This window comes from Streptomyces sp. NPDC048484 (genome assembly GCF_040651415.1).
Taxonomy (GTDB): domain Bacteria; phylum Actinomycetota; class Actinomycetes; order Streptomycetales; family Streptomycetaceae; genus Streptomyces.
In genome coordinates this window covers 26,580-41,486 of the sequence record NZ_JBEZJY010000017.1, presented here as the reverse complement: position 1 = coordinate 41,486, position 14,907 = coordinate 26,580, and the positions used below count along the sequence as shown (strand labels likewise).

General features: G+C 69.9%; 14 protein-coding genes. 7 read left to right on the top strand and 7 right to left on the bottom strand.

Annotated features, from left to right (window positions below; translation table 11 throughout):
- Positions 1-35 precede the first annotated feature (35 nt).
- Positions 36-1,580 (bottom strand): alpha/beta hydrolase, encoded by a 1,545-nt coding sequence (locus AB0D14_RS18660; protein ID WP_362780186.1) that lies wholly within the window; start codon positions 1,578-1,580, stop codon positions 36-38.
- A 214-nt stretch (positions 1,581-1,794) separates the two neighbouring features.
- On the opposite strand from AB0D14_RS18660, the gene AB0D14_RS18655 reads away from it, so the two are divergent.
- The 4 genes from AB0D14_RS18655 to AB0D14_RS18640 all read left to right on the top strand — a co-directional run bounded on the left by AB0D14_RS18655 (position 1,795) and on the right by AB0D14_RS18640 (position 4,194).
- Positions 1,795-3,135 carry a VCBS repeat-containing protein gene (locus tag AB0D14_RS18655; protein WP_362780184.1) on the top strand — a complete coding sequence of 447 codons (1,341 nt, stop codon included), beginning with the start codon at positions 1,795-1,797 and terminating at the stop codon, positions 3,133-3,135.
- 132 nt (positions 3,136-3,267) lie between these two features.
- Entirely contained in the window at positions 3,268-3,594 is a 327-nt protein-coding gene (locus AB0D14_RS18650) for a Scr1 family TA system antitoxin-like transcriptional regulator (protein WP_362780182.1), read from the top strand.
- A gap of 11 nt (positions 3,595-3,605) precedes the next feature.
- Positions 3,606-3,797 (top strand): DUF397 domain-containing protein, encoded by a 192-nt coding sequence (locus AB0D14_RS18645; protein WP_362780179.1) that lies wholly within the window; start codon positions 3,606-3,608, stop codon positions 3,795-3,797.
- A gap of 1 nt (position 3,798) precedes the next feature.
- Entirely contained in the window at positions 3,799-4,194 is a 396-nt protein-coding gene (locus tag AB0D14_RS18640) for a nitroreductase/quinone reductase family protein (protein ID WP_362780176.1), read from the top strand.
- Between the two features lie 83 nt (positions 4,195-4,277).
- Here the strand turns inward: AB0D14_RS18640 and AB0D14_RS18635 are convergent, their stop codons facing one another.
- On the bottom strand, positions 4,278-4,793 hold the full coding sequence (locus AB0D14_RS18635) for a helix-turn-helix domain-containing protein (RefSeq protein WP_362780425.1): 516 nt from the start codon (positions 4,791-4,793) through the stop codon (positions 4,278-4,280).
- Positions 4,794-5,118: 325 nt separating this feature from the next.
- Here AB0D14_RS18635 and AB0D14_RS18630 point away from each other — a divergent pair, with 325 nt between their 5' ends.
- Entirely contained in the window at positions 5,119-6,138 is a 1,020-nt protein-coding gene (locus AB0D14_RS18630; protein WP_362780173.1) for an aldo/keto reductase, read from the top strand.
- Positions 6,139-6,399: 261 nt separating this feature from the next.
- On the opposite strand, the gene AB0D14_RS18625 is transcribed toward AB0D14_RS18630, so the two are convergent.
- Positions 6,400-7,593, bottom strand: coding sequence for an MFS transporter (locus tag AB0D14_RS18625; protein WP_362780171.1), 1,194 nt, complete (start codon positions 7,591-7,593; stop codon positions 6,400-6,402).
- Between the two features lie 117 nt (positions 7,594-7,710).
- Here AB0D14_RS18625 and AB0D14_RS18620 point away from each other — a divergent pair, with 117 nt between their 5' ends.
- Positions 7,711-8,349, top strand: a complete 639-nt coding sequence (locus AB0D14_RS18620; RefSeq protein WP_362780168.1) for a TetR/AcrR family transcriptional regulator — start codon at positions 7,711-7,713, stop codon at positions 8,347-8,349.
- 207 nt (positions 8,350-8,556) lie between these two features.
- Complete coding sequence (locus AB0D14_RS18615) at positions 8,557-9,402, top strand: hypothetical protein (protein WP_362780166.1); 846 nt, start codon at positions 8,557-8,559, stop codon at positions 9,400-9,402.
- A 37-nt stretch (positions 9,403-9,439) separates the two neighbouring features.
- Here AB0D14_RS18615 and AB0D14_RS18610 read toward each other — a convergent pair whose 3' ends face one another.
- The 4 genes from AB0D14_RS18610 to AB0D14_RS18595 all read right to left on the bottom strand — a co-directional run bounded on the left by AB0D14_RS18610 (position 9,440) and on the right by AB0D14_RS18595 (position 14,810).
- Entirely contained in the window at positions 9,440-10,891 is a 1,452-nt protein-coding gene (locus tag AB0D14_RS18610; protein WP_362780165.1) for an aldehyde dehydrogenase family protein, read from the bottom strand.
- Between the two features lie 25 nt (positions 10,892-10,916).
- Complete coding sequence (locus AB0D14_RS18605) at positions 10,917-12,647, bottom strand: D-aminoacylase (RefSeq protein WP_362780162.1); 1,731 nt, start codon at positions 12,645-12,647, stop codon at positions 10,917-10,919.
- A 95-nt stretch (positions 12,648-12,742) separates the two neighbouring features.
- Positions 12,743-13,861, bottom strand: coding sequence for an LLM class flavin-dependent oxidoreductase (locus AB0D14_RS18600; protein ID WP_362780160.1), 1,119 nt, complete (start codon positions 13,859-13,861; stop codon positions 12,743-12,745).
- A 121-nt stretch (positions 13,862-13,982) separates the two neighbouring features.
- Positions 13,983-14,810 carry an SDR family oxidoreductase gene (locus AB0D14_RS18595; RefSeq protein WP_362780158.1) on the bottom strand — a complete coding sequence of 276 codons (828 nt, stop codon included), beginning with the start codon at positions 14,808-14,810 and terminating at the stop codon, positions 13,983-13,985.
- Between the last annotated feature and the right edge of the window lie 97 nt (positions 14,811-14,907).

Here is a 14,907-nt window from a genome sequence, read left to right as displayed (position 1 = left end):
GGGGAGACGTGTGCGAACCCTGTGTCTATCGGGCTCTATCGGCAGTACGTGTCCCGAACGGGCCGTTCCCCCGTGGCCAGGTAGCGGGAGACGACCCGGTCTCCGCAGGCGTTGCCGTTGCCGAGATAGGCGTCGTGTCCGGTGGAGTTGACGGTCACCATGACGGCCCTGTGGCCCAGGGCGGCACGGACCGCGCGGGCGCCGGCGAGCGGGGTGGCCGGGTCGCGCTCGTTCTGGACGAGCAAAACGGTGGCGGACGGACCGCCGTCGGTGATCCGCACCGGGTCCTGTTTCGGGTACCGGGGCCAGGCCGCGCAGGCCGTCGCGTTCCGCGGCATCCCCGCGGTCAGCGGGTACGCGGCTCGACTCCGCGCAACTTCCCCCTGATACACGGCACTTGACCTCGGCCAGTCCCCGTCGTTGCAGAAGGTGGCCTCGGCGACGGCGATGCCGTTCTGCAGCAGCGGCTCCGGCGGCTGCTCGGGCGCGGGCGGGGCGTCACCTTTCCGCGCGGCCAGTATCAGCTGGGCGAGTGCCGGGAAGTCGTCGGGTTCGTACAGCGCGTACACCATGGACTGGCGCAGGACATTGCCGTTCAACTCCGCCGGGTTGGCGCCCGGCCACGGGGGCGGGTCACGGTCGAGCCGCTCGGCGAGCCGCAGGAAGAGCGGCCGTACCTCGGCCTGCGTATCGGCGAGGCGATACGGATTCCCGGGCGCCGAAGCCCACTTGGCGAACTCGGGGAAGACGTCCTCGACCCCGGCCTCGAATCCCGCCCACACACCGCGGGGGAACTGGCCGTGGCTGAGGGCACCGGTCCCGTCCGGGTTGCTGTCCAGCACGAACCGGTCGGTGCGGTGCGGGAACAACTCGCGGTAGACGGCACCGACATGGGCCCCGTAGGAGACGGCCCACGCGGACAGTTTCCGCTCGCCGAGGGCCGCGCGGACGCGGTCGATGTCGCGGGCGTTGTTCGCACTGCTGATGTGCCGGATCAGCTCGCCGCCGTTGCGCTCGCAGGCGGCGGCCGTCCGCCGGGCGGTGGCCATGTTCGCGGCGACGGACCCGTCCGCGGCGGGCCAGGGCCAGAACCTGGTCAGGGCGAGGTCCCCCCGGTCGAGCCCACAGCTGACGGGCGCGGACCGACCGACCCCCCGCGGATCGAACCCGACCAGGTCGTACGCGTCCCGCACCTCCTGTGGCAGCGTCTGTCCCTTCCCGGAGATCTCGTCGAGACTGCCGCCGCCGGGTCCTCCGGCGATCATCAGCAGGGCCCCGCGACGCGCGGCCGGCTTCTCCGCGGGAATCCGGGACACGGCGATACCGATCCGCTGCCCCCCGGGGTCGGAGTAGTCCATCGGCACGTCGACGGTCGCGCACTCCTGCCGGGGGTCGAGCCCGCTCCCTTCGCACGTGCCCCAGACGAGGGGCTCGGCGTGCCCGGCGGCCCCTTGGCCCGAAGCGGTTGAGGCGGCCGCGGCGGCAGCGACCGGTGCCGCCGCCCCGGCGAGAGGCAGAGTGAGCCCGAGAACCACGCCGGACGCGGCGATGCGGGCGAGCTTTCGCTTGGTCTTCGTCATACGACCGAGCCTCGCGGACGCGGCCCGGCGCCCCCATCCGGCCAACCGGCCTGTGCGGTGGGCGGTTTCCCGAACCGGAGCGCTACGCCGGAGAGGAGGGTCCCCGGCCGACTCGGGGCCGGAACGGGGAGGGGCAGGACCGTCGTGCATCATCCCCGTAACAAAGTGATCCACTTCCTTGTGCGGGCCGCGCCCACGCCCGTGAAGTGGGCTGATGCACTTTCCGACAGCAGGCGGTCCGTTCTTCCGCCACCTGCGCATGTGGCACGCCGTGCCGGCCTCCCTCGTAGCGGTGGCGGTGGTGGCGTTCCTCGTCCTTCTCCCGTCCGACGGCGCGCGCTCGGTGCCCAGCAGCCCCTGCCGGCCGGCCGATTCGGCGCGCGAGGACACGCCCGCGACCCCCGACCTCGACGGGGACGGCTCCGTCGATCTGGTGCACGAGATCTCCCAGACGGAGAACTTCGACCTGTTCGTCGTGCCCGGCTCCGAGCACGGTCCTGACCCCGACCGCACGACCGTCTTCGCCCACGACGACCTCGGTGTACCGCCCGACGTCCAGACGGGCGACGAGCCGTTGCAGCCCACGGTCGCCGACCTGGATGAGGACGGTCACGCCGACCTCGTCGTGAGCGGCGCCGCCCAGGTCCTGTGGGGAGGCCCCAAGGGCCCGCGGGTCGGCGGAGCGCACGGGCGTGTGCCGCTGCCGGGCAGCGGCTACTACACCGCGCCGATCGCCGGCGACTTCGACGGGGACGGCCACACCGACCTCGCGGTGTTCAGGGACTCGAACGAGGCTCGGAAACTGGTCGTCCTCAAAGGACCATTCAAGCGCTCCGGCGCCCCGACCGGGACCGTGGAAATCCCCAGCCCGGTCCACGAGGGCGCGTCACCCGTGCTGGTCGCCGGGGACGCGAACGACGACCGCGCTACCGATCTCGCGCTCTACGACTCTCCGTGGGATCCGCCCCTGCTGTTCACCGGCGGCGCCCGTACCGCCGGCGGCCTGAGCAAGGAGCCCGAGCGGCTGCCGGAGGGCGAGAACGTCGTCTTCGGCGACTTCGACGGCGACGGGCGGCAGGACGTCGCCATCGGCCGGAGCTTCGTAGACAGCTACGACGAGGTCGACACACCCCACCGGCGCGGCCAGGTCAGCGTCCGCTACGGGAAGGAGCCGGGGAAGTGGGTCACCATGGACGGCGGCGACTTCAAGGAGGGCTTCGGCGCCGGGCTCGCCGTCGGGGACTTCAACGGCGATGGCTGCGACGATCTGGCCGTACAGCTCACCAAGAAGAAGGAGGCGGGGGACGCGCGGATCGAGGTGCTGCGGGGCGGCTCCGAGTACGGGCTCGGGTCGAAGCCCTGGCGCGCCACCAAGCGGTCCGTGCCGAGTGCCGACGGCCCCGACGGCGGCATGCTCTTCGCCGTCCACGACTGGGACGGCGACGGCCGCGCGGAACTGACCCTTCTCGGCGGGGACAGATGGTGGATCACCGACGGCAAGGGCCGCGACGAGGCATCCTTCCCGGTCACCCCCAGCAAGGACCAGGATTCGTAGGCACATGCGCGCGCTCAGTCCACCACCTGTGGATCCCGGAAGTAGTACACGACAGTCACTCCGAGGCCGGGTGTGTGCGTGTACACGACGGTGATCGCTTCGGCGGAGTCTCGGGCGAGGGGCATCGTATAGGTGTACTCCACGGACGGAGGGCGCCAGCCGGGGATCTCACGGCCGGCCGCCGGATCGCGCCCGATAGCCGAGTACGACCACGTATCGATCCGGGTGATCCCTTTCGACGCGGGCTCCTACCCCGGCTCGGGCCAGTCGGTCTACTTCGTATGCGGCTCTGTGCCGGCACTCGACACAGCACAACTGGACCAGTCTCACGGCCCGGTGTTCATCGACTCCGAGGCCCAGCTGGGGCAATATCGACAGCTCTTGGACCGACTGGAAGGCGCAGCCCTCGACCAGGCGAAGTCGCGGGATCTCGTCCACGACATCGCCCGACACGCCTGAAAGGATTCGCGATGCCCTCAATCACTTGGCAGAAGTCGTCCTACTGCGCCCAGGGAGAAGCCTGCCTCCACGTCGCCACCACCACCGTCGCAAAAACGACGATCCGTCTCACCGAAAGCGGCGACCCCAGCGGAGCGATACTCGGGGCCTCCCCCGGCGCCTTCGGGTCTCTTCTTCTCATGCTCAAGAAGGGCCGGGACTGACATGCCCAGTAACCGAGACCTCAAGTTCCGCGTCGTCACGGCGCTTCAGCGGTGGGTGGCCAACCCGATCTCCAGGCGGCTGCCGTTCCAGACGCTGCTGGAGACCACCGGGCGGAAGTCCGGGCTGCCCCGGCGGACCCCGGTCGGGGGTTGCCTGCTCGGGCAGGAGTTCTGGATCGTCTCCGAGTACGGCGAGAAGTCGCAGTACGTGCGGAACATCCAGGCGGACCCGAAGGTCCGGGTCCGCGTCGGCAGGCGGTGGCACCACGGCACCGCCCACCTGCTGCGCGAGGACGACCCTCGGGTCAGGCTGGAGTCCCTGCCCCGGATGAACAGCGCCGCGGTCCGCGCCGTCGGGACGAATCTGCTGACCGTGCGGATCGACCTGACCGACTGAGCGCGTCCCGGCCGCCGTGAAGGAGACGCGGGGCGCGAGGCCCCGTTGTCACGGGTGCGCGGCGGTCAGCGCGGTCACTGCGGTCAGCGCGGTTGGCGCAGGCCCGCGACGAGGAGCTCGACCAGTCGGCGTGCGTCGTAGCGCGGATCACTGCCGGCGCCCACACAGAGGTTTCCGACGCCGCGCATGAACTGGTAGGCGTCGAGGTCGGAGTGGATCTCACCGGAGGCGGCGGCAGCGTCGAGCAGCTGGGTGCACACCGGCAGCAGGCGGTCGAGGAAGTAGGCGTGCAGCGTTTCGAAGCCGGCGTTGTCCGTCTGCAGCGCCGCCGCGAGTCCGTGCTTGGTGACCAGGAAATCGACGAACAGGTCGATCCACCGTCCGAGGGCGGCGTGAGGTGTCGGGGCGGCCGCCAGCAGAGCCGGGCCGGCCTCGGCGCAGGCATCGACCTGGTGCTGGTAGACGGCGATGACGAGATCCGCCCGAGTCGGGAAGTGGCGGTAGATCGTGCCCAGCCCGACACCGGCCTCGGCCGCGATGTCACGTACCGGCGCCTCCACACCCGACGTGACGAAAACCGCGGCGGCGGCGTCGAGCAGAGTCTCCCTGTTGCGCCGGGCGTCCTTCCGTTTGGACTGGTTGGACTGGTTGGACTGGTTGGACTGGTTGGACTGGGCCGCACACCCCGCACCCTCGTCGCTTTCGTTCACCGAGCCATTCCCTCCGCCATCGGGGCCTTGCAAAACGGAACATCGCTCCGTATTGTTCATTCCGGAACGAGGTTCCGTTTGCTCATGATGGCAGAGCAGGGGCCCCACAACCAAGCCGTACGTGTCCTCGCGTCACGTGGGCTTCACATCGCGTGGGCCTCGCATCGCCACCACGTTTACGTTTCCGCTTCATCCGCACTGGAGGAACACAGTCATGCAGTACCGCACCTTGGGCCGCACCGGTGTGCAGGTCAGCTCCCTCGCGCTCGGCGCGATGAACTTCGGCAGGATCGGGCGTACCACCCAGGACGAGGCCACCGCTGTCGTCGACGCCGCCCTTGAGGGCGGGATCAACCTCATCGACACCGCCGACGCGTACAGCGACGGCGAGTCCGAAGAAATGGTCGGCAAGGCCATCGCCGGCCGCCGCGACGACATCGTGCTGGCCACGAAGGCGTACCTGCCGATGGGCGACGAGCGCAACCACCGGGGCAGCTCGCGCCGCTGGCTGGTCACCGAGCTGGACAACAGCCTGCGCCGCCTCGGTGTCGACCACGTAGACCTCTACCAGATCCACCGGTGGGACCCGACCACCAGCGACGAGGAGACCCTGTCGGCCCTGACCGACCTGCAACGCGCGGGAAAGATCCGCTACTTCGGCTCCTCGACCTTCCCGGCGTACCGCATCGTGCAGGCCCAGTGGGCCGCCCGCGAGCACCACCTGGGCCGTTACGTCACCGAACAGCCCAGCTATTCGATCCTGCAGCGCGGGATCGAGACGCACGTCCTGCCCGTGACCGAGGAGTACGGGCTCGGTGTACTGGCGTGGAGCCCGTTGGCGTCGGGCTGGCTGTCGGGGGCGATCCGTGAGGGCCGGGACGTCACCACCAGCCGCTCGGCGTTCATGCCGCAGCGCTTCGACACCGCCATCCCCGCCAACCGGGCCCGGCTGGACGCCGTCGAGCAGCTGGCCGGGGTCGCCGACGAGGCCGGCCTGACCATGATCCAGCTCGCGCTCGGCTTCGTCACCGCGCATCCCGCCGTGACCAGCGCACTCATCGGCCCCCGCACGCTGGACCATCTGCACTCGCAGCTCGCCGCCGCCGACACCGTGCTCTCCGCCGACGTGCTCGACGCCATCGACAGCATCGTCGCCCCCGGCACCGACCTGGCCGCGCACGAGAAGAACGACACCCCGCCCGCCCTGCTCGACCCGGCACTGCGGCGCCGCTGACCACCGGGGACGGGCAGGCTGTGGCCGTCGGCGCCGAACGAGGTCAGCCCTGCCACACCAGCGACCGCAGTCCCGAGTGCGCCCGCGGCGCGTACGAGTCCGCCCGCGGCGCGTACGAGTCCACGTCCCGGCCCACCCCGCTCTGTTTTCGGTGGGCTTCCAGGACGCGTAGCGCCGGGGGCCGGGCCCCGGGCACGGTTGCCCGGGGCCATGGCTGCCCGGGGCCATGGCTGCTGTCGAGGCAACGGTCATCTCTGTCGGTCAACGCCCTGCGGGGAATGCCGCGCGCCGGCCGAAGCCGACCGTGACGAGCGCCATGAGGGTGAGAGCGATCATCCCGGCGGGAAGAACCGATGCGCCCACGCCATCGACGACCACAGCCCCCATGGCACCACCCGCGAAGATCGCCATGTTGAAGGATGTCGTCAGCATCGCGTTCGCCGCGTCGGCGTTCTCGCCCGCGGCCTCCCCCATGGCCGTCTGCAACTGCGTCGCCGAGCCACCGAACGCGACGCCCCACAGGACGACCGCGAGCAGCACGAGCACAGTGGACTGCTGCGCGGCGGCAAGAAGCGCGCCGGCGACGATGAACAGGGCCACGCTCGCCAGGGTGAGCCTGCGAAGCGCGCGGTCGACGAAGACGCCGGTGATCCAGATCCCGCCGAGCGCGGCGATGCCGAAGACGAGAAGCGTGATGTCGGGCCGCAGCGCGAGACGCATCTGCTGCAGATAGGAAGCGATGTAGGTGTAGAGCAGGTTGTGCGCGAGCATCCAGACGAAGACGACGGCGAGGATGGTCGCCACGCCGGGAATGCCCAGCACTCGGCCGAGCGGAGCGCGTGTCCGCTCCGACTGCCCCGGGGCGTCGGGTACGAGGAACTTCGCAACGACCATGACGATGACGCTGAGCAGTGACATCGCGGCGAAGGACCAGCGCCACCCGACCATCGATCCCAGCCAGGCACCGAGGGGTGTTCCGACGGCGAGCGCGACCGGGGTTCCGGTCATGGCAAGGGCCAGGGCACGCCCGGCGTGCTGGGGTGCGACGATACGCCGGGCGTAGCCGGCGAGCATGCCCCACAGCAGACCGGAGAAGGCTCCCCCGACGAACCGGGCGACAAGAGCGAGGGTGAACGACGGCGATACCGCGGTGACGGCGTTCGCGACGAGGAACCCGAGCAGGCCCGCGAGGAGGAGCGGCTTCCGCCGTGTCCCGCGCGTCAGCGCGATCGCGGGTATCGCCGCGAGGACCGTTCCGATCGCGTAGGCGCTCACGAGCTGGCCGGCGCCGCCTTCAGAGACGTCGAGTCCGGCAGCGAGCTGCGGAAGCAGCCCCGCCGGCAGCGTCTCGGTCATGATCACGATGAATCCGGTGCACGCCATCACCAGGAGCGCCGCAACAGGGAACGGCTCCTGCGCTTGCTCACGGATCGGCGTAGGGGACGTTGTGGCCATCGGGTCGGACTCCTCCGCTAGTCATGGCTTACTTATGGATTGATCGATCCGATATTGACAGGGCGTACCCCCGGGCGTCAAACTGGATCAGTCAGTCCGTAATAGAGGAGGTTCGTCATGCCCCCCGTCGGCCGTCCCCGCATCTTCGACATGGAGGCCGTCCTGGAGGCCGCGATGCTGCTGTTCTGGGAACAGGGCTACGAAGCAACATCGCTGGCCGAGCTCCGCGAGACCACAGGGCTGTCCTCCGCGAGCCTGTACGGCGCCTTCGGCTCGAAGGAGGGACTGTTCGAGAAGGCCGTCGAGCACTACATCGCCGGACCGGGCAGCGTCACCGATGTCGTGGCCGATGACGCAGTGGGCCCCCGCGAGGCCATCGCCCGGCTCCTCCACGGATCGATCACCATGCAGACCGACACATCCCACCCTCGCGGATGCCTCGTCGCCCTCTCGGGGACGGTCCGGGCACCGGGAGCGGGAGAGGCCGGGGCGCGAAAGGTCGTAGCGGCGCGTCGCGCAGCGGACCGAGCACACATCAGGGCCTGCGTCGTACGCGGTATCGCCTCAGGAGAACTCGCCGAGGACACCGACGTGGACGGTGTCACGTCAATGATTCACAGCTTCTTGCTCGGCATCTCGACACAGGTGTGTGACGGCACATCGGCACGGCATCTGCACGCGGCGGCCGAGGCCGTGCTCGCGAACTGGGACACCGGTCCTCGTCCACGAGCAGCAGAACGCGGGGTAGCGGGGTAGTGGGGTAGCGGGCTCGCTCCCGTAGGATCCCTGCGGCCCACGGTTCCGGAGGACAGAGGACAGAGGACAGAGAACAGAGGACAGTTGAAGTACGTACGTCTCATGGGCGTCCTTGCCGCACTCGCCGTTGTGACGGCGTGCGGCGGCAGCGGGAACGCGCCTGACCCGAAGCCGAGTGCGTCGCCCTCATCACCGGTGCGGCTCTCCATGGACAGCGTCAGCACCCGCAGCGGGGACACCCAACTCGGGATGTCGCTCGATCTCTCCAACCAGGGGCGCCCCCGTCCCGACGTCGCCGTACGGGTCCACGTCGGGCTCGCCCACCCCGGCGATCCCCTGCCGGGCCTGGAGCACAAACTCGACGAGGACTGGAAGAAGGTCGAACTCACCCCGGACAAAGGGGGCGCGACCGGCACCTTCCGCATGGACCTGCCGCAGGGCGACTATCTCGCCTTCCTCCGGGTCACTCCGCATGTCAGCGCCAAGGTCGAAGGTGACGGCCTTCCGGTGGACGTCGCGATGACGGACGGCTCACGCACACTCGCGCGAAACCACGAGACCGCACGACTGACCACCCTGTCGCTCCGCACCATGTCCCCCGAGGAACCTGTGGTCCTGCGCAAAGGGCGGTGGACCGAGGTGGTGTACGCGGTCACCAATCTCTCGCGCAGCGCCTACCCGAAGGCCCAGATCCAGGCGGAGATCGAGGCCTGCGCGGCGGACTCGGACGACGTGTACGACCCGGACGCCTGCCCCGCCCCGGGGGCCCAGTCGGTGACCACAGCCCTGCACACCCAGTGGCACGACGGCACCGGCTGGAAGGAGGTCACCGCACCGGACGACGGCTCACTCCTCGCCGGGACGTTGACCATGCCGTTCGGGACACTGCCCGCCGATTCCACGCGAAAGGTCAGGTTCAGGTTCGCCGGGGGCGAGCAGCTCGACAGCGACGTCCGCCGTCTCACCATCACGGCCCGCACCAACGGAGAAGCCGTCGGCGCCTCCAAGCGCTCAGTCGGCTTCGCGTCCCCCTTCACCTTCGACATCCGCTGAACACGGGCAAGGTGGGAGGATCGGCGGCGAACGACGCTCAGCCCGACCACACCAGCGACTGCAGTTCCGAGTACGCCCGCAGCGCGTACGAGCCCACGTCGCGGCCCACTCCGCTCTGCTTGAAGCCGCCGAACGGGGCCTCCATGTTGCGGCCCACCGTGTTGATGCCGACGCCGCCGGAGCGCAGTTGCCCGGCCACGCGGAAGGCGCGGGCCACGTCGCCGGACCAGACGTAGTCGATCAGGCCGTAGTCGCTGTCGTCGGCCAGGGCGACGGCTTCTTCCTCGTCGTCGAAGGGGACGACCACGACGACCGGGCCGAAGATCTCCTCGCGGACCACCCGCATGTCGGGCGTACAGTCCGCGAGGAGGGTCGGGGCGACGTAGAAGCCCCGGTCGAGAGACGGGCGTTCGCCGCCCGCGACCACCCGTGCGCCCTCCTTGCGGCCCAGTTCGACGTACGACTCGACGCGGTCCCGGTGGGCCGCGGAGATCACCGGGCCGACGACCGTGCCCGGCGCCCGTGGATCGCCGACCCGCAAACGGCCGGTGTACGCCTTCAGTTGGGACACCAGGCGGTCGTACACCGGCCGCTGCGCGAGCACCCGCGTCGGGGCCGTGCAGATCTGGCCGCTGTAGAAGGAGAAGGTGGTCCCGATGCCCCGGACCGCCGAATCCAGGTCCGCGTCCTCGAAGACGATCGCCGCGCCCTTGCCGCCCAGCTCCATCAGCTGCCGTTTCATGCCGCGCCCGCACACCTCGGCGATACGCCGGCCGACGGCGGTCGAGCCGGTGAAGCTCACCATGTCGACGTCGTCCGAGTCGACGGCCGCCTCCCCGACCTCCGCCCTTGAGCCGCTGACGACGTTCACGACCCCCGGCGGCACGCCCGCCGCCGCCAGCGCCTCTGCCATCCGGTACACGGAGAGCGGGTCCTGCGGGGCGGGCTTCACGACGACCGTGTTGCCCATCGCGAGAGCCGGCGCGATCTTGCCGGCCGGGTTCGCCCAGGGGTTGTTGTACGAGGTGACACAGGTGACCACGCCCACCGGCCGGCGCACGGCGAGGGCGCCGAGGACGGCGGCCCCGCCGAAGGGGCCCGCCTCGTTGATCTGCGGGGGCAGCGGCTCCTCGACGGGCTCCACGCGCGCGTACCGCTGGAAACGGGCCGCCCCGACCCCCACCTGCATCGCCCGCGCGGTACCGGTGGTGGCTCCGGTCTCCGCCTGGGCCAGTTCGGCGTACGGGATCAGGTGGCGCCGGATCTCCTCGGCCGCCCGGTGGAGGATGGCGGCCCGCTCCTCCGGTGTCGTGCGCGACCAGCTCCGGAAGGCCTCTCGGGCCGCGCCCGCCGCCGCGTGCGCCTGGTCCCGCGAGGCCTCCGGAGCCAGCCCGACGATTTCCTCGGTCGCCGGGTCGATCACCTCGTAGTGGCCGCCGTCCGGCTCCACCCACGAGCCGCCGATGAACAGCCGCTGCTCCTGGCTCACTTGGCCCCCAGGATCTGGTGCCGTGTCACCGCGTACTCACCGTGCGCGTGTCACGGCCCGACCGGAGCACCTTGCCGGGTACGGCCCCGGTCACCACGTCGTTCCGTATCGACTCGACGCCGTTGACCCATACGGCCGTGATGCCGATCGCCTTCGAGTCGAGGCGTGGGCTGTCTCCCGGCAGGTCGTGCACCAGGGTGGCCTTGCCCGCGTCGATCCGGTCCGGGTCGAAGAGCACGAGGTCCGCATGGAAGCCCTCCGCGATCCGGCCGCGCTCACGAAGCCCGAAGAGCTGGGCCGGGTCGTCCGTGAGCATCTTCACCGCCTGCTCCAGCGTCACCAGCTTCCGGCCCCGCAGACAGTCCCCGATGAACCGGGTCGTGTACGGCGCCCCGCACATCCGGTCCAGGTGGGCGCCCGCGTCCGAACCGCCGAGCATCACGTCCTCGTGCCGCCAGGTCTCCTGCCGCAGGGTCCACGAGTCGGGGTCGTTGTCGGTCGGCATGGGCCAAAGGACCGTACGCATACCGTCGTTGGCGCAGATCTCGATGATGCACTCGAAGGGTTCCTGGCCCCGCTCGGCCGCGATGTCCCGTACGACGCGCCCGGTGAGCCCGTCGTTCTCCGTGCTGTACGTGTCGCCGATGACGTACCGCCCGAAGTCGGCGAGGCGCCGGAAGACACCGGCCTCCTTCGAGTCGGCCCGCCGCAGCATCTCGGCCCGGATCCCGGCGTCCCGGAGTTTCGCGATCCGCTCGGGCACGGGGAGGCCGAGTACCTCGCCCCACCCGGGGATGAGGTTCAGGGCGCAGAAGGTGCCCAGCGACATGTTCATCGGCGTGAGGATCGGCATGGTGAGGGCAACGACGCGGCCCCCCGCCTTGCGCGCCTGCTCGCTCGCGGACAGCTGCCGGGGCACGCGTTCGGGGACGGCGGCATCTATTGTCAGGACATTCCAGTTCAGGGGCCGTCCGGCCGCCGCGCTCATCTCCACGAACAGCTCGATCTCGGCGTCGCTGAACTGGTCCAGGCAGCCGGCCACGATCGCCTCGATCTGCGTGCCCTCGTGCTCGCCGACCGCCCGCGACAGCGCCAGCAGCTCGGCGGGCTCCGCGTGCCGGGAGGCGACCGGCTTCCCGTCACCGTCGGAGTGGGTCGAGGACTGGGTGGTGGAGAACCCCCAGGCGCCGGCGTCCATCGCCTCGTGCAACAGCTGGACGATCGCTGCCAGTTGCTCCTCGCTCGGCTGTCCGCCGACCGCGTCGGGCCCCATGACGTGCCGCCGGAGCGCGCAGTGCCCGACCATGAACCCGGCGTTGACCGCGATACGTCCTTCGAGGGCGTCCAGATACTCCCCGAAGCCGCTCCAGTTCCACGGCGCCCCCTCCTCAAGCGCGACCAGCGACATCCCCTCGACCTTGGACATCATCCGCCGTGTGTAGTCGGCGTCCTCGGGCCGCGACGGGTTCAGCGGGGCGAGGGTGAAACCGCAGTTGCCGCCCGCGACCGTCGTCACCCCGTGGTTGAGAGAGGGCGTGGCGTACGGATCCCAGAAGAGCTGCGCGTCGTAGTGGGTGTGGGGGTCCACGAAACCGGGCGCGAGTACGAGCCCGCTCGCGTCCTCACTCGTACGGGCGCCCTCACCGATGTCTCCGATCGCGGCGATCCGCCCGTCCCGGATCCCCACGTCGGCGACGTAGGCGGGCCCACCCGACCCGTCGACAACGGTCGCACCCCTGATCAGATGGTCAAGCACGACAAGTCCTTCCCTTTCTTTCCGAGGTTTCTCTCCGGGGTTTCTCTCCGGGGGTTTCTTTCCGGGCGCAGGGCCGCACCCTCCGAGGACGGCCCTCAGCCCGCCGCCCGGAACCGAGTGGTCCGGTGGACGGGATCCGTGTCGATCTTCGGAATGACGTGCTCCCCGATCAGCCGGATCGTCTGGAGCGTCTCCTCCTTGGGCACCCCGACCGGCAGGCCGAACGACAGCTGGTCGGCGCCGGCCTGCTCCCACCGCTTGCACTGCGCACGCACCTCGTCCGGGTCCCCGCAGATCAACAGCTCCTCGGCGATGAGCAGTTCGATGAGCTCCTCGGTGTACTCGGGCAGCGTCTCCGGCCACACGGGGAAACCCTCAGGCCGCGGGAAGGTGTCGTGGTAGCGGAAGACGAGCGAGGGCAGATAGTGCAGCCCGCCCCCGACGGCGACCCGGATCGCCTCGTCGTGCGTGGGCGCGCAGATCGCCGTCGTCGTCACCATCACGTTGTCGTTGACGAAGTCCCCGACCGGCTCCGCCTCGACGACGGCCGTCTTGTACTGCTCAAGGACCCACTCCATGTCGGAGACCTTCTGCACGCTGAAGCCGAGGACTCCGAGCCCCTTGCGGGCGGCCATGGCGTACGAGGGCGGCGACCCGGCGGCGTACCACATGGCGGGGTGCGACTTCCCGTACGGCTTCGGCAGGATCTTCCTCGGAGGCAGCTGCCAGTGCTTGCCCTGGAACCCGACGTACTCGTCCTGGAGCCACATCTTCGGGAACTCGGCGATGGTCTCTTCCCAGATCTCCTTGGTGTAGTTCATGTCCGTGATGCCGGGAAGGAAGCCGAGGATCTCGTGCGAGCCGGCCCCGCGTCCGCTGCCGAACTCGAAGCGTCCCTCGGTGAGATGGTCGAGCATGGCGACCTTCTCGGCGACCTTCACGGGGTGGTTGACCTGGGCGAGCGGGTTGAAGATGCCCGATCCCAGGTGGATCCGCTCGGTCGCGTGCGCCAGATAGCCGAGGAAGACGTCGTTCGCGGAGAGGTGCGAGTACTCCTCCAGGAAGTGGTGCTCGGACGCCCAGGCGTACTTGAAGCCGGACTTGTCCGCCTGGATGACGTACTCGGTCTCCTCCATCAGCGCCTTGTGCTCCGCGAGCGGATCGGTCTCGGCCCGCTTGCCCACGTACCCCTGTACAAAGAGCCCGAATTCCACGGAGGTTCACCGTCCCATGTCCGTCGTCCCGCCGAACCTGACGCACCGTCAGATTCACCTGCCGCCGACTGTTGCACCGCGCCCGCGAGGCGTCAATACCTGATGGTCCGTCACATCCGGCTCACATCGCGCTCACGCCCGCCAGCCACCCCCCGTCGATCACGAACGGCTGGCCGGTGATGTAGGAGGAGTCCTCGCAGGACAGGAAGAGCGCGAGCCTGGCCACCTCTTCGGCCCGGCCGATTCGACCCAGCGGGACGAGCTTGCGGTACAGCCCGGCGACGGCGTCCGAAGCCGCCTCCGACGCCGACGCCGGCCCCGCTGCCGACCCCGTTGCCGGCCCGGCGTCCGTGGCGGCCGGGTCGAGCAGGGCCGGATTGCTCATGGCGGTGTCTATCGCGCCGGGACAGACCGCGTTGACCCGGATCCCCTTGGCGGCCAGCTCCAACGCGGCCACGCGCGTCAGGCCGACGATGGCGTGCTTGGTCGCGCTGTACGCGCCGACGTACGCCATGCCGGTGACCCCGGTGTACGAGGCGGTGTTGACCACGGTCCCGCCGCCGGCCGCCTCGATTTCGGGGGCCACAGCCTTGATGCCGAGGAAGACACCGACCTGGTTGACCTGCACGACCTGCATGAACTCATCCAGAGGCGTGTCGACGAGGGCGTTGAAGCGCAGGATGCCGGCGTTGTTGACGAGCCCGTCGACCTTTCCGTACGCCTCCTTCGCCGCCTCCACCGCCGCCGCCCAGTCGCCCTCCCGGCTCACGTCCAGGTGGACGTACCTGGCACGGGGGCCCAGCTCCTTGACAAGGGTCTCCCCCTGCTCGTCGAGCACGTCCGCCACGACGACCTCGGCACCCTCCTCGACGAAGAGCCGCGCCTCCTGCTCGCCCTGACCTCGTGCGGCGCCGGTGACGAGTACGACTCGCCCGTCGAGCTTGCCCATGGGTTCCCCTTCAGAGACGCGGACGCGCGGATCCTCTCTGGCGCACCGCCACACGAGTGACGGGCACACCCATGGTCGTATCTGACGAACCGTCAGG

Excerpts from the sequence above, each read along its gene's own strand:
- AB0D14_RS18640 (WP_362780176.1), top strand. The coding sequence starts at position 3,799 with ATGCCCAGTAACCGAGACCTCAAGTTCCGCGTCGTCACGGCGCTTCAG.
- AB0D14_RS18660 (WP_362780186.1), bottom strand. The coding sequence starts at position 1,580 with ATGACGAAGACCAAGCGAAAGCTCGCCCGCATCGCCGCGTCCGGCGTG.
- AB0D14_RS18625 (WP_362780171.1), bottom strand. The coding sequence starts at position 7,593 with ATGGCCACAACGTCCCCTACGCCGATCCGTGAGCAAGCGCAGGAGCCG.
- AB0D14_RS18620 (WP_362780168.1), top strand. The coding sequence starts at position 7,711 with ATGCCCCCCGTCGGCCGTCCCCGCATCTTCGACATGGAGGCCGTCCTG.
- AB0D14_RS18595 (WP_362780158.1), bottom strand. The coding sequence starts at position 14,810 with ATGGGCAAGCTCGACGGGCGAGTCGTACTCGTCACCGGCGCCGCACGA.
- AB0D14_RS18630 (WP_362780173.1), top strand. The coding sequence starts at position 5,119 with ATGCAGTACCGCACCTTGGGCCGCACCGGTGTGCAGGTCAGCTCCCTC.
- AB0D14_RS18645 (WP_362780179.1), top strand. The coding sequence starts at position 3,606 with ATGCCCTCAATCACTTGGCAGAAGTCGTCCTACTGCGCCCAGGGAGAA.
- AB0D14_RS18615 (WP_362780166.1), top strand. The coding sequence starts at position 8,557 with ATGGACAGCGTCAGCACCCGCAGCGGGGACACCCAACTCGGGATGTCG.
- AB0D14_RS18655 (WP_362780184.1), top strand. The coding sequence starts at position 1,795 with ATGCACTTTCCGACAGCAGGCGGTCCGTTCTTCCGCCACCTGCGCATG.